Origin of the sequence: Pseudactinotalea sp. Z1739 (assembly GCF_049725055.1) — a bacterium.
Taxonomy (GTDB): Bacteria; Actinomycetota; Actinomycetes; order Actinomycetales; family Beutenbergiaceae; genus CALKWS01.
Genome location: NZ_JBMPQA010000005.1, coordinates 283,820 through 304,912 on the forward strand (window position 1 = coordinate 283,820; position 21,093 = coordinate 304,912).

Here is a 21,093-nt window from a genome sequence, read left to right on the forward strand (position 1 = left end):
ATCCACAACCCCGTCCCGAGGCTAGGGACCGGCCAGCGCCACCACGGGGGCGTCGCGCACCGCTGACCGGGCCGGCAGCACCGAGGCCGCCAGGCCAGCGACCAACGCACCGGCCAGGACCAGGGCCAGGTCGCGCCAGGGCACCATCAGCGTGACGTCGCCGAGTCCGGCGAGCATCACCGTGGAGCCGGCCCAGCCGTACGCCACACCGGCGACGATCCCGATCACGGCGCCGGCGAGGGAGATCAGTACCGCCTCGGCCGCGAGCATGCCGCGCAGCCGACCCCGGGACAGTCCCAGGGCCCGTAGGGTGGCTGACTCCCGCCGTCGTTCCAGCACGGACAACGACAGTGTGTTGGCCACCCCGACCAGGGCGATCACCACCGACACCCCGAGCAGGGCGACGACGATGGTCAGCAACGTGCTGATCACCTCTTGGTACCCGGCTCGTTCCACGCCGCTGCCGCCCAGCCACGCGGTGGGGTCGCCGGGTGAGGCGGCCTGCAGGTCCGTCAGGGCCGTCTGCACCTCGCGGACCACATCCATTTCATCGGCCCCGTCGGCAAAGCGGGCCCAGGCGGTCGTGATCTGTGCCGACGCGTCGAGTTCGGCCAGGACCTCGGGTGGGACCAGGGCGGTGCCCGGGATACCGGACAGGTGGACACGCAAGGAGACCTCGGTGGCGTCCTGGGCGGTGAGGGTGACCTCGTCCCCGTCCTCCAGTCCGTACCAGTCGTGGTAACTGCGCGGCAGCACGACGGTCCGCTCGGGGATGCCCCCGGCGAGGTCGGCATCGCGCACCACCTGCTCGAGGCTGCCCTCGGCCACAGCGCCGACGAACTCGGTGGTGTCGGTGCCGGTACGCGCCGAGCGGAGTTCGACCACGGCCTGTTGGAGCAGGACTGTCTCGGAGATGCCGGGATGATCGGCGAGGACCTGCACCTGCCCCCGAGAAGGTTCCGCGCCGTTGTGACCGACCGACATGGTCAGGTCGACGCCGAAGCGCTCGTCCAGGTTCCGCGACAGGGACTCCTGTGCGGTCAGCGCGCCGGTGGACATCATGGCCACCAGGGCCACCCCGATCATCAGGGCCGATGCGGTGGCGCCGGTGCGCCGCGGGTTGCGCACCGCGTTGGCGGTAGCAATCCGTGCCGGAACGGATCGGCTGAGGAGGCGGCCGATGAGACGGATGAGTGCGGGCACGATGAACATCGCTCCGGTCAGTAACCCCAGCAGCGACAACAGCCCACCGAGCACGCCGATCCCCAGGGCCAGGAACACCGCGTCGGAACCCTCACCGGCGCCGGCCGACAGGACCACGGCACCGGCGAGCAGCGCCGCGCCGGTCACCAGGGAACCGATCGCCAGAGCGATGCGTGCTCGTCCGGCGCGGCGCTCGGGCTTTCCCTCCACCGGCTGCAGGGCCGCCAGTGGTGCCACCCGGGTGGCCAGCCGGGCCGGGATCGCGCAGGCTCCCACGGTGACGATCAGGCCGGTGAGCAAGGTGGCCGCCACGATGCCCGGGCTCAGGTGCACCGTGGTGTCCAGGGGCACCTCGTCGTTCGCCCCCGCGAGCAGGTTCAGCCCGCCGGCGACCACCGCCACGGCCAACCCCAGTCCCACCGCTGCGGCGAGCAGGCCCAGGACCGCGGCCTCGAGGAGCACGGAGCGGCGGATCTGCGCCCTGGAGGCACCGACACAACGCAGCAGGGCCAGGGTGCGGGTGCGCTGGGCGATCAGCACGGTGAAGGTGTTGGCGATCACCAGCGCAGCCACGGCCAGAGCCACCGCGGCGAATGCGAGGCCCAGGGCGGTCAGCATGCCATCCCCGGTGAACTCCGCGGCCATGTCCTCGGCCCGCTCGGTGACGGTCTGCACCGTGAGGCCCGGGAGGCTCTCCTCGAGACCGGTGCGCACCTGGGCCAGGTCGGCGTCGCCTGACATCAGCACGACCGCCTCGGTGAAGTGCAGCCGGTCCGCTGCGCCACCCGTGCGGTCCCACGCCTCGAATGTGACCGCATCGGTCAGGACCTGCTGGGCCATCGCGAAGAAGGACGACGGTGCCTCGAGGAGTCCCACGACCTGCACCGTGCGTTCGTGTTCGGTGGGCTCCGCGCCGTCGTCGAGATCTGCCGGATCCTCCCAGGTCAGGGTGATCTCGTCGCCGATCCCGGCACCCAGCCGTTGGGCGAGGTCGGCCACCACGGCCACCTGGCCCTCGACCTCGGGGAGCGCACCGTCGGTCAGGGTGGGCACGGACAGCCGGGCATCGGAGGGGACCGGACCCATCATCGCCCACTCGCTACGCTCACCGGCGTGCAGGTCGATGAAGGCTCGGGAGACCGGGTTCACCGCGGTGACCCCGTCCACCTGACCCAGTTCGTGCACCTGGTCCAGGCTCATCCCGTCCGAGCCGATCACCAGGTCCGCCTCGGCGTAGCCGGCTGCCATGGTGTTGTGCGTGGTGGCCTCGACCGTGGCCCCGGCCAGCAGGGTGGTCGCCACGAATGCCGAACCGAGCACGATCGCCAGCGCGGCTGCGCCCAGCCGCCCGGCGGAGGAGCGCATCTGGTGCAGCGCGACGCGCCACATCAGCGGGCCCCCACGGTGGGACGCAGCGACTCCAGCCCGGCGATCACCGAATCCGCGGTGGGGTCGGTGATGGCGCCCGCGATGCGCCCATCGGCCAGCAGCACCACCTCGTCGGCGTAGGCGGCGGCGGTGGGGTCGTGGGTGACCATCACCACCGTCTGGTTGAGTTCGCGCACACTGCGGCGCAGGAACGCCAGCACCTCGGTGCCGGAGCGGGAGTCCAGGTTGCCGGTGGGTTCGTCGGCGAAGATCACCTCGGGCCGGGTGGACAGGGCCCGGGCGATCGCGACCCGTTGCTGCTGTCCGCCGGAGAGTTCGTGGGGCTTGTGATGCACCCGCTCGTCCAGGCCGAAGGATGCTGTCAGCAGGTCCAGCCAGTCCGGGTCCACCGTGCGCCCGGCGAGTTGGCTCGGCAGGGCGATGTTCTGTGCTGCGGTGAACATCGGAAGCAGGTTGAAGCTCTGGAAGACGAACCCGATCCGGTCCCTGCGTACCTTGGTCAGTGCCGCATCGGACAGGGCCGTCAGGTCGGTGTCGCCGAGGAACGCCTGACCGGAGGTGGCCGAGTCCAACCCGGCCAGCAGGTGCATCAAGGTGGACTTACCGGATCCGGAGGGGCCCATGATGGCGGAGAATCTGCCGGCGGCGAAGGAGATGTTCACGGCGTCCAGGGCGCGCACGGACACCTCCCCGCGACCATAGATCTTGGTCAGGTCGGCCGCGCGTACCGCGGTGGTCTCATCGGTTCTCATGTTGGAGACGTTAGATCTGCGCCGCCTCGGTCACATCGGGCCGGGGTCGGGTTCGCCTCTCATCCCCTGGGATGACGCCGGGGCGGGTCACCGGCCCCACGGGGGAGGTCAGCGCAACCTGACGAAGGACCACTGCCCGGGCAGATGCTCGGTGTGGACCTCCTGACCGGCCCGGGTGACCACAGCCATCCGGCCGGCCGCGGGAATGACCATGCGACCGCCGTCGTCGAGTTGGTGTACCAGTTCCCTCGGGATCTGGCCGCCGTCGGCCGAGACCAGGATCCGGTCCCAGGTCCGTCCGGGCGTGCCCAGCACGTCGGGTGTGGCCAAGTCGACGCGCACCCAGGGAAGGTCGTACCCACTCAGTGCCGTGCGGGCGAAATCGACCAGGAAATCGGTGAGGTCCAGGCCCAGGACCTCGCCCCCGGGCCCGGTCAGCTGGCCCAGCAGGGCGCTGGTCCAGCCCGACCCGGAACCGATATCCAGCACCCGGTGACCGGGCCGGACGTCCAGGGCCTGCAGCATCCGCCGTACGGTGCTCGGCTGGGAATTGGTGGAACCGTCGGCCAGTGGCAGCGGGTGGTCCTGATGGGCCTGATCGCGCAGTGCCTCGGGCAGGAAGTCGGCCCGCTCGATCGTCCTCATCGCGGCCTCCACCGGGTCGGTGGGCCGGTGCGGGCGATCGCTGAAAGTGGCCATGCTGCGACCGTACTGCGCTAGGTGGCCGGGCGCTTGCCGGCTCAGTTGCCGGCGCGGGTCAACCCGGTCTCGTAGGCGATCACCACGGCCTGGACCCGGTCGCGTGCGCCGAGTTTGGCCAGCACCCGCCCCACATGGGTCTTCACGGTGGCTTCGGCGACATAGAGCCGGGCGGCGATCTCGGTGTTGGTGTGACCGCGTGCGATCAGTTCCAGCACCTCCCGCTCCCGGCTGGTCAGCACGTCGAGTACCTGCGCCGACGTCCGCTCCTCCGCCGGGGCCATCGTCGCCAACTGCCCGAGTAGTCGGCGGGTGGCCGAGGGAGCGATCACCGCGTCTCCGGAGTGCACCGTGCGCACGGCCGAGAGCATCTGCTCCGGTGGGGTGTCCTTGAGCAGGAACCCACTGGCACCGGCCTTGATCGCGCGCAGCACGTACTCATCGAGATCGAAGGTGGTCAGGATGATGACCTTGGGCCCGCTGCCGTCGCCGTCGGCGGTGCCCCCACCGGTGAGTTCGGCGGTGGCGGCGATGCCGTCCATCGCCGGCATCCGGACGTCCATCATCACCACATCCACGGGGTGGGAGCCCAGCAGTCGGAGCGCCTGCGCGCCGTCACCGGCTTCGACAGCCACCTCCATGTCCGGCTGGGAATTGATCACCATCGCCAGGCCCGCACGGACCAGATGCTGATCGTCGACCAGCCCGACCCGGATGGTCTGCGCGCTCTCGCTCATCTGCGCTCCTGTTCAGTCTGTGCTGCGGGTCGGGCGCCGGGCGGTTGCCCGGAGGCGGGTGCCGGGGGTACCGGGAGGCGGGCATGCACCTGCCAACCGCCGGTGGGCCCGGGCCCGGCTGTGAGGTCGCCACCTGCCATCGTGGCACGTTCGCGCATCCCGGACAGGCCGTGGCCTCCGCCGGGCGGGGCCGCCGCGCCGTAGCCGTCGTCGATGACCCACACCTCCAGGTGGGTGGGGTGCCAGCCCAGGTGCACCCGGACCTGGGCGCCGGGCCCGGCGTGCTTGAGCACGTTGGTCAGGGACTCCTGCACGATCCGGTACACGCTCAGCCCGGTGCTGGCCGGAACGGGGCGCGGGGTGCCGGAGCGTTCCAATGACACCTGTAAGCCGGCCTGGCGCACCGGGGTGAGCAGTGTGTCCAGGTCATCGGTGCCCGGTTGGGGCACGAACTCGGGTCCGGCGCCGCCCTCGCGCAGGACGCCCAGGATGCGGCGCAGGTCCGCCAGCGCGGTGCGGCCGGATTCGGCGATGGTGCTCAGGGCGGCCTCGGCGGCCCCGGGGTCGCCGGCTGCGGCGTACCGGCCGCCATCGGCCTGCGAGATCACCACGGCCAAGGAGTGGGCGACCACGTCGTGCATCTCCCGGGCGATCCGGGCCCGCTCGGCCGCGGTGGCGATCTGGGCCTGCTGGTCGCGTTCGATCTCCAGCCGCAGGGCACGTTCGGCGAAGGACTCCAGTTGTTGCACCCGGGCTTTGCGTACCAGGGCCAGGGCCCAGACGGCCAGCACGAGTGCGGCGGGCAGCGCGAAGGATATGCCGCCGGTGAGGATGCTCTCCGTGTCCAGTTCGGCCAGGCTCATTGATCCGTAGAAGGTCATGCTCGCCACTGCCAGCAGCAGGCAGCCCAGCAGCGCGCCGCCGAGCCCGGCCAGGCGCGCCCACCGCGGACCGTAGACGGTGACGGAGTACAGCGCGGCGAAGATGAGCACATCGGCCGGGAGCAGCGGGGTCCCGGTGGCGAAGTGCAGCAGCGCGCCGCTGTAAACCACGATGGCCGATATCGCCGGGTGGGAGCGGCGCCAGGCCAGCGCGCCCGGCATCGCCACCGAGGCGACGACCGCCCCGAGCCCCGCTGCGACGGTGGTGGGGCCCACGCCCCCGGCCAGACCGTACGTCAGCGGGCCGAGCAGAAGGAACGCGCCGATGGCCAGGATGACGTCGCTCGACCGCGGCCTGGTGGGGCGGATCAACGCCGCGGCGCCGGGGTGTGGCAGGCCCTGGCGCTGGTGGTCCGCATGCGTCATGGCGCCACGATAGGCCCGACCACCCCGGCGCAGCGTCCACCCGCGGTCGGATCCGGGGTCAACACGTGGGTGCAGGCTCAGACCGGTTCGATCAGGTGGGCGCCCTGGTTGCGCACCGAACCCACGGCACGGTCCACCTCGTGCCAGGTCAGCGGCGGGCAGGGGCGGGAGAGGATGTCCAGGGCCGTTTCGGTGCCGGCGTCCCGGTCGATCCAGGCACCGACCAGATCGTGGTCCAGCACGGCCGGTTCCCGGTCGTGGATCTGCTCCAGGCCGTCCCGGGCTGCCTGGGTGATGATCGTGGTGGACAGTACCCACCGGTCGGCGTCGTCGGGGGCCTTGGCCGGGTCCGGCCACCAGGAGTACAGCCCGGCGAACGCGATCGGGGCGCCGTCGGTGGGATGGATGTAGTACGGGGTCTTGACCGGCTTCTTCCCACCGGCCGGATCCGGGGCGGTGTGCCACTCGTAGTACCCGTCGGCCACCACCAGACAGCGGCGCTGGGCCAGGGACTTGGAGAAGGCCGGCTTCTCGGCGACCGACTCACTGCGGGCGTTGATCATCCGTGCGCCCATGGTGGGGTCCTTGGCCCAGTGCGGGATCAGGCCCCAGCGGGCCACGTGCATCGCCCGGGTGGATGGCTCGGTAGCGTCCCGGGTGGATGATTCGGCACCGTCACGGGTGGATGACTCGCCGCCCTCCCGGGTGGATGACTCGGCACCGTCCCGGGAGGACGTCTCGCCGCCGTCGCGGCGCTCCAGCACCACCCGCACCGGATCGGTGGGGGCGATGTTGTACCCGGCGGCCACCCGGGCCGCGGCGTCGCTGATCTGCTCCACGTCGAAGGTATCGGCGAGGTCCTGGGCGCTCCGGAAGGAGGCGTAGCGTCCGCACATGGTCCTACTGTGCCACTGCCGGGGTCAGATCAGTCCGCGCACCAGCAGCACTGCTCCGGCCAGCAGGGAGGCGCCCAGGGTCAGGGTCTCGAACCGGTGCTGGGGCAGTCGGCGCAGGAACGTGCGGCCCATCCAGGTGCCGACCAGCACTGCCGGCGCCAGCGCGAGGGTGAGCCACAACGTGGTGGTGGTCATCAGCCCGAGTCCGATCGAGAACGGCACCTTGGCCACGTTCACGATCAGGAAGTACCAGGCCATGGTGCCCACGAAGCGCATTTTGTCCGCCCGGACCGCCAGCAGGTACAGCGCCATCACCGGGCCGGCGGCGTTGGCCACCATCGTGGTGAAGCCGGCCGCGAACCCGGTACCGAGGGTGGCCCCCAGGTTCGGTGTGGTCCCCAGGGGCGGGGCGGCCTCGGAATGCGGTGCCTTTGCCGGGACATGAGCCTGCCGTCTGCGCATCACGATCTGGATCGCCAGCGCGACCAGGATGCAGGCGGCGATCAGCAGCGTCATGGTGCGGTCGTCGATGAAGGCCATGATCAGCGCGCCGGCCCCGATGCCGGGCAGGACTGCCGGCAGCAACCGCCGCAGCATCGCCCAGTCCGCGCTGCGCCGGTACAGGGCCACGGCCACCAGGTCCCCGATGATCAGCACCAGCAACACCGCCGCGGTGGACTCCCGGGCCGGGATGAACAGCGCGAACCCGGCCACCGCCAGCGCCCCCAGACCACCGATGGAGGTCTTGGCGATCCCGACCGCCAGGGCCGCGACGCCGAGCACGATCCAGCCGAGCACACTGAACTCCAGGCCGGTCACCGCGCTCCTCCGATCCATGCTCCGCACGCCGTACTACCGGACACCGAGCCTGCCGCATCGGGGCACGAACGGCCGAATCGGTCTCACCCTCCGGCCGGCGGGCCGGTGTGGCGCCGCGAGTGGGCGCGGGTGGCAGCCGTTCGCCGCTACTTGATCCCGGACCGGGCGAACCCCTTGACCAGGAATCGCTGCCCGATCAGGAACACCAGGAACAGCGGGATCAGCGAGACCACACTCATCGCGAACATCGCCCCGTAGTTGGACGTCGACTGCCCGTCGACGAACCCGACCAACGCCAGCGCCACCGGGAAATTGTCTCGGGTGCGCAGGTAGATCAGCGGCCCGAAGAAGTCTCCCCAGGTCCAGATGAAGGTGAAGATCGTGGTGGTCGCCAGCGCCGGGATCATCAACGGCAGCGTGATCTGGGTGAAGATGCGCGGGTGACCGGCGCCGTCGATGCGGGCCAGCAGGATCGGCACCGAGACGAACACGTACTGGAACGTCACCCGGAGGGAGGTCCACAACCGCTCGTCGCCCACATCCGCTCGAAGTTGGCGGTGCCGGAGAACTGCGGGGGCTGCAGCAGGTTGTAGTCGGTGAACGCCAGGTACAGCGAGGCCAGCATCGGTCCGCCGGTGAAGACCAGCAGCCCCACCAGCCAGGGCAGCAGGAACAGGTGCCCGGCCTTGTTGTCCGGGTACCGCTTGGGGTCCTTCGGCGCGCCCCGGCGGGTGCGGGCCTGCTTGGCGATCGTGCGCAGTTCGGCCAGGCTGCTCATCCGGTCTCCGTCCCGCCCACCCGCAGACCCCCGGGCCACGTAGTCCATCCGGGTGCAGAAGGTCACGCTCCGTCCCGCCCACCCGCAGACCCCCGGGGACCTCCTGCAACTCGATGAACACCGGGCGCTCGTCCGGGGTGCGGTTGGGACTGTGCAGTGTGAGCAGCAACCGGCCGGCAAAGGTGGTGAACACCATGCCGTGGCCACCGTCGTCGGCGTAGACCGGTTCATCCTGGTGCTCCCACGGCCCGAGCACGGTCCCGGAGGCGGACCGGGCCACGCCCAGCGCGTAGCCACCGCCGCGGAAGCTGGACTCGTGGCAGAAGACCAACCACGGTTCGCCGTCGTCGGCCACGTGCAGGGTGCCGTCCAGGCACTCCCAGTCGCTCGGGGTCAGTGCCCCGGCGCTGTGCGGCAGGAACGGCCCGGCCGGGTGCTGGGCGGTGAGCACATGGGTGCCGCGGCGCACGTCCTCGGCCTTGAAGGTGGCGAACATGAAGTAGCGGCCCTGGTACAGGTGCACCTCCGGGGCCCAGAAGTTCTGGTCCGCCCAGAAGTCCGGGGGCGGCCGGAACGCCGGCTCCGGGCCCTCCCAGTGCCTCAGGTCGGTGGAGGTGTAGCAGTCGAACCCGCCCGCCGGGCCCCGCCAGACGTCGGGGTCGGTGGAGCCGAACAGGTAGTAGCGGCCGCTGTCAGGCACCGGCAGAACGAACGGGTCCCGGATCTGGATGTCGCGGGTACTCAGGCCCATCAGACCTCCGTTCCCGAGCGTGGCGCGACGAAACCGGGCCCGGAGGCGACGGTGACCTCGCCGCCGTCCAGGTCGGCACGCTGGTTCGCGGCCAGAGTGAGTTCCCACCGCTGGTCCCCGTGGGTCAGCACCCCGGTCACCGGGCGCGGGGACAGGCCGACGACGGCGAGGGGCACGCCGCGTAGGTCGGTCTCCACCCGCCATCCCCGGGGGAAGGACAGGTGCGGGCTGCCCGCGCGGAAGGATCTCGAGGCGGCGTCGTCGCTACCCAGTTCGTAGTGGACGCCGGCGACGGTGCGCGCGTAGGCGGTGGCCGTGGCGGCGCTGCCACCACCGAGACGGGTGGGGGCCATCGAGGTGAACCAGATCCGGCCGGCCGGGGTGGGCAGGATCCCGAAGTTGCGCTCCACGGCGTCCAGCAGCCACAGCAGCGCGGGGGAGTAGGAACTGGTGTAGCCGGCCTCCCCGCTCCAGGGGTCGAGGCACTGGGGGAACCGGTCAGCGCGCAGGAGCGCGGCGAGCACGGGCCTGGTGGCCAGTGCCAGTTCGGCGCCATGGCCGTGGTGGTCGAAGGCGTGCGGGGCGCGGATCTGGGTGAGGAAGTTCACCGGCCCGGCCCAGGAGTTGCGGGTGTGGTCGCCGTTGAAGCGGGGGTCGTCCATGGCCACCGAGGTGAACCCGAAATGGGACAGGAACGCGGTGGTATTCATCAGATACCGGCGCAGTGCGGCGGTGAAGAAGTCGCCGTCGCCTATCTCGCAGGCCAGCACCCGCATCAGCACGTCCGACTTCACCCGTACCAGCGCCCCGGTGGCGTCCCGGTCGAAGAAGGTGCCCTCGGCGGCGTCGAAGCAGTGCTCGAACAGCGCCGCCGTCGAGGCCTGCGCGGCGCGGAGCCACGGGGCGTCCTCGGCGCCGAGTTCGGTGGCGATGCGGCCCAGGTAGGTGCGCTGGCACGCCACGTTCGCGGTCAGGTCCGGGGCCAGATACGGGATGGTGGCCGACTCCGGGTCGTATCGGCTCGCCTCGCCCTCGTGGCAGTGCTCGGGGGTGAACCAGTGGCGGGGGGACAGGTCGTGCCCGGTGTCGTAGGTGCAGAAGGCCTCCACCCCGCCGCTGCCACGGGTGTCGCGGTGCCGGGCGAGCCAGGCGTCGTTGCGGGACATCGCCGCGTACATCGTGTCCAGCCAGCCCCGGGCAGCGGATGGCTCCGCACCGTGGTGCAGGCGGTAGTGGCGCCACACGGACCGGGCGAACGGGGTGACGATCTGGATCTGACGGTATGCCGGCCCCTCCGGGCTGACCTTGTAGGGCAGCAGGCCGTCGTCGCGTTGTTGGCGGGCGAACAGGGTGAAGGTGTCCTCGGCGACTCCGGGGGCGAACCGGGACAGGACCTCGGCACTGATGGTGCCGGTGGACTCGAGCCAGCACCCGTCGTACGTGCCCCCTTCATGCAGCACCGCCGGACCGCCGGCCAGGGGGCGCACGCACTGGTTGAGTTCGCCCAGCGCCTGCACCCAGCGGTCCTGGACCGGCCCGCCTACGGCGGCGAAGTTGACGCCGGCGGCCTCGATCTGCTCGGCCAGGGGGCCCTGGAGGCCGGCACGTTGCGGCGCGGGATCGGCGGCGCGGAGCCGCATGAGCGACTGCTCTATCGTCACGATGGGATTCTTCCGGTCGGTGGTGGTGCCCGGCGCGCGCCGTGCGGTGCAGCGAGGGGGCGCGCTGGGCCGGGATCAACTGAGTTGGTCCTCCATGTACTCGATCCAATACTCCCCGCTTCCTCCACGGTGCGGTTGCCGAACAGGATGTCGGTCTCCATCCGCTGGGAGACGTTGTTCATCTCCGCACCACCGGCCGGCTGCGGCGGTGCGAGCACGCCCTGCTCCAGCACGTCCAGGATGTAGGTGGCCGCCTCGGCGTGACCGGGTCCAACTGCGGCTGGACCACTGCGAGCATCTCGGGGATTGAACTGCAGCCCGCGGTCGTCCCTGATGATCTCGGCCGCATCGGGACCATTGAGACCCTCCCAGTTGTAGATCCCCAGAACGCTTTCAATCGCGACAGTCGGCGGCGGTTCCCGTGGTGCGCGAAGTGCTCGCCGCCGCGATGGGAACCGGTCCGATCCTCGGTTTCCGTCGCCCGCGCATGCGGGGGAATCGCAGGTTCGGAAACGTTTCCTCCGGAGGCGAGCCCAGGGATTTGTTCTTGTCAGCAACCTTTTCTGTCCTGGCTGATTCGGGTTGCATCCGGCGGGCCGTCGGCGCCGGCCTCGGCTAGGATCGTGGGGCTGTTGGAGGCCCAGGGGATCAGGCGGAGGATGGATGAGCACTACCGGCTCGGCGGCCGATGAGGGCCCCGCGGTCCCGGCGTCATCCGAGCCCGCGCCGGCGTCCCGGGCCCCCGTTGCCGAGATGGTGCTGCGCTGGCGGACTTGGGTGTTCGCCGCGTTGGCCCTGGCCGGGCTGATCGCCCTGGCGGTGGGCTGGTCGGCCGGCCGGGACGGCTGGTACCTGGCCGGGATCCTGCTGACCGCGCTCGGTGTGGCCGGTGTGGCCTGGGTGCTGCTGTGGCGCAGGCCCGCGCTGATGGCCGCCGCCGTGGCGGCGGTGGCGGTGCTGGTGCTGGGGCTCGGTCTCGGCGGGCCGTGGCGGGAAGTGGCTGTGGCTTACGGACATGGCGGGGCACTGCTGCATGAGGTCAGCTGGGGTGAGCCTGCCGATGTGGACCGGCGGTTGCTGCTGCACCGGAACGACCACCTCATGATCGTCGATCCCGACGGCGAGATGCGTCCCTGGTGGGACGGCAGCGTGACCGAGCACACCCGCATCGTGGCGATGCCCGATGGGGGAGTGCTGCTGCACCACGCCCCGGGCCAGCGGGCCACCGTGCGGACCCTGGATCGCACCGGTGCCGAGGTCGCCCGGTGGCACTATGACCTGCCCGAGGAGCGCAGTGGCACCTGGTGGGACGGCGGGGTGGTGGCCACCGCCCCCGGCATCGTGGTGAACCAGTGGTGCCAGGACCCGGAGGACTGCACCTGGACCGGCCGCGACGCCGAGACCGGCGAGGAGGAGTGGAGCGTGTCCGCGGAGCCGGTGCCGAATGTGGGCTTGGGTTACCTGGGCATGAGCGCGGCCGGTGACATCACCGGCGTGCACCGGTTCTGGGTGGCTACGACGAACGACGACGACGCCACCGAGTTGCGTGATCCGGCGACCGGGTCCGTAGCGCACACCCTGGCGGCCGACCGGCCCGTTGCCGTAGCCGGCGGCGCCGCGGCGGTGGCCACCATCGAGGAGGAGTGCGGCATCGAGGTGCTGCGCACCGACGCCCCGGCCGAGGATGAGGAGGACGCCGAGGACCTCTTCACCCCGGTGGATTGCGACGTGGCGCGGGCGCTGGAGGACTTTCCCACCCAGAACTCCTTCCTCGACGGTGACCTGCTCTGGCTGCCCGGGTCCGGGCGCTCGCACGTGATCGGCCTGACCGGTGCGCAGGTGCGCAGTGTCGATCACCGGGTGCACACCGGGCGCAGCGACGGCAACTGGACCGCCGGGGCGCGCGTGCTCACCGTGGTGGAGGGCGACCGGGTGCGGGCGCTGCACCCGCTGACCGGCAACTCGCTGTGGCGGGCGACGCTGGAAGCCGGCGCCGACGCCATGGACGAGACCGACGACGAGGTGGACCTGGGCCGCCCGGTTGTGATCGCTGCCGACGGGGTGGTGACCGTGCAGGTCCCGGTGCCGGGATGGCTGCTGGAGGACTCGCTCACGGAGAAGACCGAGCCCTCGATGGTCCTGCACGCCTTCGACGCCGCTACCGGGGAGCCGCTGACCGAACCGGTACGGCACCGGCAGGACCCGGCCGGGGTGGAGATTCACGACGGACACGTGCTCGTCAACGTCACCGGGGAGGACGGCACGAACACCTACCTGTTCCGGGCGGACACCTCCGACGACGCCTGAACTGGTGCCGGAACGCTGACTTATCCACAGGCATTGTGCACACTGTGGGAAGTTGTCCACAGGCAGTTGCCTGGGCGAGGTGACCGAGCCGCTTGGTCGACGATGTGGCGTCCGACGCAGCATCGGTCGCGAGATTGCCGATCACGAGATCTGGAGCAGCGCCGTCGTGAGGAGGATCAAGCAACCGGTAGCGGTGACGGTGCGGAAGATGTTCCACCGCACCCACCGGTTCTCGAAGCGGAGGCGGGCTCGGTCGAGGGTGACCGACGAGGCGCCGGATGCGACGGAGAGCGCGAGGCGAAGGCCGTGTGGGTGAGGACATCGAATACCTCGGCGAACGGTCGGCGTAGACCATACCGATGCGCATTAGCGGAACCCGGGTCAGCGGGTCAGGGTTGCTCCCGCACGGAGGTACCTCCAATCGTTGCGAGCTATTCACTTCGCTTCTGGGAGCCAGCGGCCCTGTGAACTCATGCTCTTGGACGTCGTAGGCAGTTGAACATTCGAGGACGAAGTGCCAAGAGAGTTGCTCGGCGAGGATGTGGTCGCCGACTGTGCTGTCCGCTTTAGCCTGCCGCGGTAGTTTGCATAATTCTAGTGTGGGCAATCGTTCAACGCGAAGGCACTGCGTCAAAGTAGATGAAGTGACGAACGGTTCACCGGTGAGGTCCGTAGGTGCCGAAGCCCTGGCTGGACCCCCGCAATTGGCAGTCTTACCCTGCTTCCATTAGAATTACCAGTCCTGCGCCTGCTAAACTAGGAGGCGCCTTCGACTGACCACGTTCTCCGACAGCTACGATGGCGCAGTTTCATATCGCTCCATCATAAGCAACTTACAGCGAATATGGATCCTTACAGTGATTATCAGAAACCTATGGAGCACTAGCGCAATGAGCGTGAATAGCCGACAGGATGATTTGCCGAGCCGAATTGGTTCGCTTAGCGTCCCAGGCAACTTGCTGCCTACTCACTTGGCCTTCTACGGGCACGAAGGATAGATCCCCCGTGGCCCATGGGGCGTAACTGGCTGGCATGAAGGAGATGCCTTGGTTGGTTCTTACGAGCGCGAGAATGCCGTGCGAACTCGTTACGTCGTCTATTACTCGAGGGCGAAAGGGCCAATCGCTGCAATGGTGAGCCATCCACGCAGAATTGCTTATGAAATTGGTAGACGCGAGTCCGGCTAGGTCTGAGGTCGTAACCTCGGATTGCTGAGCGAAAGGGTGATCGTTTCGCATTACCAGGCAAATAGTTTCTGTCCGGAGCAGAATACTTTCCCATGGCGATCCGCCTCGTAAGTCTCGGACGATTGCGACGTCATCTTGTCCGCCTTCCAGCCCCTCCGTCTGCGAGACCCATGCGCGTTCGGTCAAGGTGAATGCGAGGCCCGGATGGGAGAGCCGTATCCGTTCTAGTGCGCCCACGAGCACAGATTCGACGGCTGAGCCTATAAAGCCGACAGATAGATGTCCCTCCTCACCTCGCCCAATTCGGTGAGCATGCATGAGGGCGTTCTCCAAGCCCCCGAGGAGGGGTGGCAGATCTCGCTGGAGCGCAGAGCCCGCCCCGGTCAGACTCACGCTGCGGGTGGTCCGGGTCAGGAGCGGTGTACCAACCCGACGCTCGAGTTCTTTGATGTGGCGGCTCAACGCGGGCTGGCTGAGCCTGAGCCGCGTTGCTGCACGACCAAAGTGCAACTCATCCGCCACCGTCAAGAAGGACAAGAGGAGCCGTGGATCCCAATCCATACGGCAATCGTATCAAAGACGTACGATTTCGTATTGGACGACATCAAAGAAGCGTCGTAACCTGGCTAGCAATCCATCCAACGAAGGAGCGAGTACGTGAAGACGCGTGACCGATATGACGTGATTGTTGCCGGCGGCGGCACCGCAGGAGCGATCGCGGCCATCGCTGCGGCTCGGACTGGGGCAAGGACACTAGTCGTAGAGCCCCACAGCTATCTGGGTGGCAACCTTAGCCTTGGGATGAACCTTCTAGGGGCGGCTGACGCGGAAGGGTACTGGGCCCTAGGAGGCATCGGTCGCGAACTGATCGAACGTCTTATCCCCATCCATGGCGCGACAGCGCCTCAACTTGACCCTCAGTTCGGTTCAATACTTGCGCACGATCCAGAGATGCTAAAGGTGGCCCTGCTCGAGATGGCAGTAGCCGAAGAACTGGACATTCTCTTTCATGCAATAGTTGTCGGTTGTGTTTCCGGAAACGGCAGCGTAACAGGCCTTGAAGTTGCAACAAAGGCGGGAGTCCGAACCATAGAAGCTTCCGCCATCGTTGATGCGACTGGAGACGCGGACATTCTAGCTGCTGCCGGCGGATCGTTCGAACATGGGCGAGGCCCAGACCGAAAATCGCAGCCTGCGAGTCGCATCTTCCGGGTTGGCGGCGTCGACATGAAGCGTGTGTTTGACTACCTTGCTGAAAATCCCGCCGACATCAAACCACCTCGCGGTTGGACTGGGGACACTTATGACATTGACGCTCTGCGTGCAACTCCAGGCGCGACGATTGAAGCGTTTGGAGATCTCATACGTCGCGCAAAAAAGGCTGGCGATTGGACAATACCGCGGTGGAGATTAGGCCTCTACACCCTGCCCGATCGAGATGAGGTCGGAGTGAACGTGACGCGGGTGCATGGGATTGATGGTACCAATCCGGACGACGTCTCAAGGGCAGAAGTTGTTACCGTGCTACAGATGGCGGAGGTCGTGCGCTTTCTTCAGAAGTATGTCCCAGGATTCGAGCACGCTCGGATCAGTTCAGCTCCGCACCAGGTAGGAATTCGGGAGACCCGTCGATTGAGAGGGTCCCACATTCTCGACACGGACGATGTCATGAGCGGTCGCGACTTTGACGACCAGGTTGGACGCGGCGCCTACCCTCTGGATGTACACGACGTAGAGCCTGGCAAGGGCGGATCCGTTCTATGGCCGATAAAGCGCTCGTTTGGTATCCCACTCGGGTGCTTGGTACCGGAGGAACTCGACGGCTTGGTGGTTGCTGGTAGGGCTATTTCCGCGACCCACGAGGCTGCCGGTTCGACACGGGGCCAGGCTGTCTGCATGGTTACCGGGCACGCGGCTGGAACACTCGCCGCTTTGGCCAGCCGTCAACAGAGTGTCCATAAAGTTCCGCATACACAACTGCAAGCGACGCTCCTCGAGCAGGGTGCCATCTTGGAGCGCAGTGAGCATATCGACGCGCATGCACACTAACACGACCGGTTAAAGGTCGAACGAGCGGAGAGTCGATGACGAACTCCACTATCGAAGAGACGGAAGAATCGCTTCGCGGCAAAGCCAGTACGAGGCGACGCAGAGCAAGACTAGGAACCTTCACGGGCTGGCCGTATATGCTACCCGCCTTCCTGCTCGTTCTCGGCGTTACAGCCTATCCGCTATACTTTGCGGCGCGTTTCAGTCTCTTCGAGACCCGAATGTGGGACACGACAGAATTCGCAGGTTTTGGAAATTATCAGTCAATTGTCACAGACCCCGGATTCGCGACGAACGCGAGGGCTACAGCAGCTTACGTCGTTTTCGGAGTAGTTGGTTGTACGGCATTAGGAATAGGGCTTGCCTTAGCGCTGCGCAGGTCGTCTAAAGGAACCAAACTACTCCGTACAATCATCATAATACCCTGGATTACTTCAGAGGTGGTTGTTGCCATCACATGGCGGTGGATGCTGAATCCGCAGTATGGTCCCGTTACAGCAGCATTCGAGACGCTAGGATTACCTCCCTTTCCTAATCTCTTCGCATCCGGCGTCAGCGCAATGGCGGTCCTGATCGTAGTGAATATCTGGCGATCGCTTGCCTTTCCAATGCTTATGTCTCTCGCAGCGCTGCAAGCAGTTCCTCGAGAGACGGAAGAGGCAGCCGAGGTAGATGGCGCAAACTATTGGCAGCGCGTCCGACACATCCTAATTCCAGCGATCATGCCCGTGACTATCGTGACCGTGATCGTACTCACTATTAACTACTTTAACATGGTCGTCCTTGTTATTGACCTGACAGGTGGGGGGCCTATGGGTAGAACTGAGATCTTTGGGTTACGTCTATACCGCGAAGCGTTTGAGTATTTCAACGTAGATACCGCCGCTACGCTCACGATGATAATGCTCGTGGTGAATTTCGCGCTCGCAATATGGTATTTCCGCGCACTTCGTCGTCAGGCTGGTGGTGAGGCATGAGGGTTGGAACAGCATCTTCGCAGCATCCGGCGGTTAGGGTGCTGGTCTGGATATTGCTTATGGCAGGTATCCTGCTATTCCTTTCGAATGGCCTATGGGCATTACGTACCTCATTACTACCGTCTGAGAAGATATTGAGTTTCCCCCCGCAAATCTTGCCGGACGAGGTCACGCTCTCGCACTACCAACGCGTGCTAACTGGCCAGTTTGGGAGATGGTTTGCAAACAGTGCCATCGTCGCATTTGGCACCGTTCTACTCGTCCTGATGGTCTCCGTTCCGGCAGCTTATGGTGCGACTCGGTTTCGGTTCCGCGGGCAAACGGCATTGCTATTTGTAATCCTCGCCGGCATGGCTATAGGTCAAGTATCCACTGTAGTGCCGTTCTATTTTATGGCGACACGCTTGGGTTTGATCAATACCTATGGCGTGCTTATCGTTGTATATGCAGTCTGGATGACACCGTTGGCAGTTTGGTTGCTCCGAGGGTACTTCAAGACTGTTCCGCCTCAACTTGACGAAGCGGCAATGATTGATGGGTGTAGCCGATTGGGAGCGATGCTCCGTGTGGTCGTTCCGCTAACCCGGCCTGGGATGGCGGCCGCCGCACTAATCGTCTTCGTGTACTCCTGGAACGAATTCATTCTCGCGGTGGTGCTCACGTCGACGGATGACATGCGGACGGTTCCGGTAGGGATTCACATGTTCCTGGCGACCTACGGAGTGGACTGGGGCGCGATCTCAGCGGCATCGATCGTTTCCCTGATTCCTATCGTGATGCTGTTCTTGCTATTACAGCGCCACTTTATCCAGGGCCTTACTGCCGGAACCTTAGGGAGTCAATGAGTAAAATGGATAACTACAGATCACTGAGCCAGCCGGTCCGCTTGATATATCCATCGAATTACCACCCTGTGCCGTCATACTTGGCCCCCGGTAGTTTCACGAACGGACTGCTGTTTATTGGCGGTCAGGTCGCACTGGATGCTCACGGTCGGTTGGTTGGGTCGGGCGATATAGAGGCGCAAACCACTCAAGTGCTGAAGAACACCTTTGCCCTGCTTGATCACTGTGGCTGTACGGTCCGGGATCTGACGATGGTGACAGTATACCTGCGGTCTATGTCCTACTTCCCTGGCTTCAACCGCGTATATGAGAGGGCAATGGAAGGGTGGGCACCGCCGCGGACGACGACAAAGGCCGAACTCGTGGACCCAGAGTTTCTCGTCGAGATACAAGCAATAGCGAGTGCAGCAGAGGGCCAAGGCGGCTTTCCGAGTTGAAACGAATGGAGAATTGCAATGTCAGAACGGCGCATTACCGATGAGGGTATTGATAGACGTTCACTCTTCTTGCTTGGTGGAATGGCAAGTGCCAGCCTACTAGTGGGGTGTGGTCGGGATGAATCCTCGGTAGGGTCAGAGGATGAGAGCGCGACCCTCAATTATTGGACGCTCTTGGATCCGGCGGGGGAGGACCCTCGGGGCCGTGCGGAACGCGAAATTTTCGACCACTTTGAAGAGACGACTGGCCATTTGGTAGTCGAACACGTAATGCCTTGGCAGGAAATCGATCCAAGCCTCTTGGCAGCCGTTCAGGCAGGCGATCCTCCTGAGATCTCACGAATTAACTACTACAATTTTCAACGGCATGCTAGTGCTGGTTCGCTTCATTCTCTTAGCGAACTTGCCGATCGCGACTTTAGCGGAGGAGAACTCGATGATTTCGTGATAGCCCTTGAAGGTGAGACTGGGATTGAAGCGTTCCTAGTTGAAAATATCGGCAACGCGCTGTTTCTTCGCAAGGACTGGCTCGAGGAAGCTGGGCTCGAAGCGCCAGTTACCTGGGATGAGTTCATCGAGACGGGTAAAGCCCTGCAGGACGTTGCTTCGGGAGCTTCCGGGTTCCTGACATTTGCGTCTACCGCGGAAGCTGGCCACGTTGCCTATATCTTCCAGCCAATGATTATGGGGCGTGGCGGGCAAATTTTGAACGATGACGGATCCGCTGCATTCAACGGGGAAGCGGGAGTCGGTACCTACGAGTTCTTGCGTGCGTTGGTCTACGACCACGAGATTATGTCCGTCGACGCTGCTACGACAGCGTACGGTGAGCAGATTGATGCGTTTATTGCAGGTCGCGTGGGAATGATCATTGAAGGTTCTCACCGTTATCGACGAATTCTGGACGACCTCGGACCTGATAGCGTTCAAGTGGTCCGAATTCCCGGCCCCACCGCGGATCGCCCTTCGCCTTGCAGTATTACCGGTTGGGCGATGGCTATCCCCAGCGGTTCGAGCAACGTCGATGCTGCCTGGGAACTCATCAAGCACCGCACAGATCCTGCTATGCAAGAGATTTGGGCAGAGGTCGCGTCAGGCATTCCGACGCGTACGTCTACCCTTGAGTTGCCCTACTTCGAAACGGAAGAGGCTGAGATCTTGCGGTGGTGGCTAGGGTATATGGATTCTGACGGCGAATTGACGACAGCGCCTGAGAATGATGCGGAGTTTAATCGGATTATGGCTGAGGCTTTGCAAGACGCGCTTTTGAACCCTACGAGACCGATTCAAGAAATTCTCGACGAGGCCGCTTCGCAGTATAATTCTGTTATTGCATAGCGTGCCTGCGTGGTTGCCAGGTGGGGCGTGGCGTGCGGTGGCTCGCTGCGGTGCGCACGTAGAACCTGGGAGTGCTCAGGTAGGGCATAAATGGCAGGCTCGGGGGTCACGCCGAGCGTTGCGATGTGGGCTGTCGGCCGCGGCCGACGCCGCCTTGCAGGACATTGATCCCGAATCGGTCCTCAGCGCGGAAGCGGACGGTGTTGGCGGAGCACAGGTCGCCGCGCGTCGGACCACGCAAGCCGAGGCCCCACCGACGACCACGATGGTCTGGCGGAAGTTCCCGACGATCGCGGTTCCGGCGGGCACCTTGGTGGCAACGACGGGGCGACCGAACAGCACCGGCTCTTGGCGATTGGTGTAGAGGCCGGTGAATAGCGGGCGGCCCTGGTCATCGGTGTCGGTCTCGATGCCCTCCCAACCTAGCGGCTTTCAACGTGGTCAACGCCCATCCGCTCCAGCGTCGGAAACGGCGCCAATGTGCTGTCCTGGGCGACTCAGCCGGGACCTGCGAGAACTGATCAGGCGTGGAGTGATCGAGTCCAACCGGGCACGGTCCGCAGGCGGGATACCGTCGAGGGCCGAACGCACCTCCGCGAGCGACGAACGACGCAAACTAGACGGTCGCTCGTCTGTCGCTCGGCTCGGCAACAGCGCCCTGACCTGCACTCGTGACGAGCGACCAGCGACGAGATACACAACACCCTATAGGGAGAGTCCCTAGAGACTCTCTCTATAGGTCGCTCGTCGCTCGTCGGTCACCCAAAGAAGACCGGCGGCCGGGGCAGGCGGCGGTTCGGGTCGCGCTCGGCCCGCAGCCGCTCATCACGTGCTCGCACGCTGGCGGCGCGGATGTCGAGCCAGTCGCGGGCCCCTCGAACCGCGGAGAAGGACGCAGAGGCGGCGAGAGCGGGGCGGGGAGGTCTGGGCTTGCTGCGAGTCGTCATCGTTTCCTCCTCTC

The 21,093-nt window shown here is 66.0% G+C and carries 16 protein-coding genes and 2 pseudogenes; 6 read left to right on the forward strand and 12 right to left on the reverse strand.

Annotated elements, in window-relative coordinates:
* Nucleotides 1–21 precede the first annotated feature (21 nt).
* The 10 genes and pseudogenes from ACO0LV_RS09065 to ACO0LV_RS09110 all read right to left on the reverse strand — a co-directional run bounded on the left by ACO0LV_RS09065 (nt 22) and on the right by ACO0LV_RS09110 (nt 10,992).
* Nucleotides 22–2,592: an FtsX-like permease family protein gene (locus tag ACO0LV_RS09065; RefSeq protein ID WP_424787563.1), complete on the reverse strand. Its 2,571-nt coding sequence runs from the start codon at nt 2,590–2,592 to the stop codon at nt 22–24.
* Nucleotides 2,592–3,344 carry an ABC transporter ATP-binding protein gene (locus ACO0LV_RS09070; RefSeq protein ID WP_424787564.1) on the reverse strand — a complete coding sequence of 251 codons (753 nt, stop codon included), beginning with the start codon at nt 3,342–3,344 and terminating at the stop codon, nt 2,592–2,594. Before ACO0LV_RS09070 ends, ACO0LV_RS09065 begins: the two co-directional genes overlap by 1 nt.
* A gap of 108 nt (nt 3,345–3,452) precedes the next feature.
* On the reverse strand, nt 3,453–4,043 hold the full coding sequence (locus ACO0LV_RS09075; protein WP_424787565.1) for a protein-L-isoaspartate O-methyltransferase family protein: 591 nt from the start codon (nt 4,041–4,043) through the stop codon (nt 3,453–3,455).
* A 41-nt stretch (nt 4,044–4,084) separates the two neighbouring features.
* The gene (locus tag ACO0LV_RS09080; RefSeq protein ID WP_424787566.1) at nt 4,085–4,780 is read right to left on the reverse strand and encodes a response regulator; all 696 of its coding nucleotides are present in this window, start codon (nt 4,778–4,780) and stop codon (nt 4,085–4,087) included.
* On the reverse strand, nt 4,777–6,087 hold the full coding sequence (locus ACO0LV_RS09085) for a sensor histidine kinase (protein WP_424787567.1): 1,311 nt from the start codon (nt 6,085–6,087) through the stop codon (nt 4,777–4,779). Before ACO0LV_RS09085 ends, ACO0LV_RS09080 begins: the two co-directional genes overlap by 4 nt.
* A 77-nt stretch (nt 6,088–6,164) precedes the next feature.
* Nucleotides 6,165–6,983, reverse strand: coding sequence for an SOS response-associated peptidase (locus ACO0LV_RS09090; RefSeq protein WP_424787568.1), 819 nt, complete (start codon nt 6,981–6,983; stop codon nt 6,165–6,167).
* Nucleotides 6,984–7,007: 24 nt separating this feature from the next.
* Nucleotides 7,008–7,802 carry a sulfite exporter TauE/SafE family protein gene (locus ACO0LV_RS09095; RefSeq protein WP_424787569.1) on the reverse strand — a complete coding sequence of 265 codons (795 nt, stop codon included), beginning with the start codon at nt 7,800–7,802 and terminating at the stop codon, nt 7,008–7,010.
* 146 nt (nt 7,803–7,948) lie between these two features.
* Nucleotides 7,949–8,580, reverse strand: a pseudogene (locus tag ACO0LV_RS09100) (ABC transporter permease subunit).
* 325 nt (nt 8,581–8,905) lie between these two features.
* Nucleotides 8,906–9,331: pseudogene (locus ACO0LV_RS09105) on the reverse strand (family 43 glycosylhydrolase); the annotation flags it as partial.
* The gene (locus ACO0LV_RS09110) at nt 9,331–10,992 is read right to left on the reverse strand and encodes an MGH1-like glycoside hydrolase domain-containing protein (protein WP_424787570.1); all 1,662 of its coding nucleotides are present in this window, start codon (nt 10,990–10,992) and stop codon (nt 9,331–9,333) included. The pseudogene ACO0LV_RS09105 and the gene ACO0LV_RS09110, both read right to left, overlap by 1 nt.
* Before the next feature lie 663 nt (nt 10,993–11,655).
* On the opposite strand from ACO0LV_RS09110, the gene ACO0LV_RS09115 reads away from it, so the two are divergent.
* Nucleotides 11,656–13,299, forward strand: a complete 1,644-nt coding sequence (locus ACO0LV_RS09115) for a hypothetical protein (RefSeq protein WP_424787571.1) — start codon at nt 11,656–11,658, stop codon at nt 13,297–13,299.
* An 872-nt stretch (nt 13,300–14,171) separates the two neighbouring features.
* Here the strand turns inward: ACO0LV_RS09115 and ACO0LV_RS09120 are convergent.
* On the reverse strand, nt 14,172–15,047 hold the full coding sequence (locus ACO0LV_RS09120) for a LysR substrate-binding domain-containing protein (RefSeq protein ID WP_424787572.1): 876 nt from the start codon (nt 15,045–15,047) through the stop codon (nt 14,172–14,174).
* Between the two features lie 96 nt (nt 15,048–15,143).
* On the opposite strand from ACO0LV_RS09120, the gene ACO0LV_RS09125 reads away from it, so the two are divergent.
* Genes ACO0LV_RS09125 through ACO0LV_RS09145 form a run of 5 tightly spaced genes read left to right on the forward strand, consistent with a single transcriptional unit; the run spans nt 15,144 to nt 20,132 of the window.
* On the forward strand, nt 15,144–16,535 hold the full coding sequence (locus ACO0LV_RS09125; protein ID WP_424787573.1) for an FAD-dependent oxidoreductase: 1,392 nt from the start codon (nt 15,144–15,146) through the stop codon (nt 16,533–16,535).
* A gap of 35 nt (nt 16,536–16,570) precedes the next feature.
* The gene (locus ACO0LV_RS09130) at nt 16,571–17,512 is read left to right on the forward strand and encodes a carbohydrate ABC transporter permease (RefSeq protein WP_424787574.1); all 942 of its coding nucleotides are present in this window, start codon (nt 16,571–16,573) and stop codon (nt 17,510–17,512) included.
* Nucleotides 17,509–18,357, forward strand: a complete 849-nt coding sequence (locus ACO0LV_RS09135; protein WP_424787575.1) for a carbohydrate ABC transporter permease — start codon at nt 17,509–17,511, stop codon at nt 18,355–18,357. Before ACO0LV_RS09130 ends, ACO0LV_RS09135 begins: the two co-directional genes overlap by 4 nt.
* A 5-nt stretch (nt 18,358–18,362) precedes the next feature.
* Nucleotides 18,363–18,794, forward strand: a complete 432-nt coding sequence (locus tag ACO0LV_RS09140; protein WP_424787576.1) for a RidA family protein — start codon at nt 18,363–18,365, stop codon at nt 18,792–18,794.
* Nucleotides 18,795–18,812: 18 nt separating this feature from the next.
* Nucleotides 18,813–20,132, forward strand: a complete 1,320-nt coding sequence (locus ACO0LV_RS09145) for an ABC transporter substrate-binding protein (protein WP_424787577.1) — start codon at nt 18,813–18,815, stop codon at nt 20,130–20,132.
* Between the two features lie 758 nt (nt 20,133–20,890).
* On the opposite strand, the gene ACO0LV_RS09150 is transcribed toward ACO0LV_RS09145, so the two are convergent.
* Nucleotides 20,891–21,079, reverse strand: a complete 189-nt coding sequence (locus ACO0LV_RS09150) for a hypothetical protein (RefSeq protein ID WP_424787578.1) — start codon at nt 21,077–21,079, stop codon at nt 20,891–20,893.
* Between the last annotated feature and the right edge of the window lie 14 nt (nt 21,080–21,093).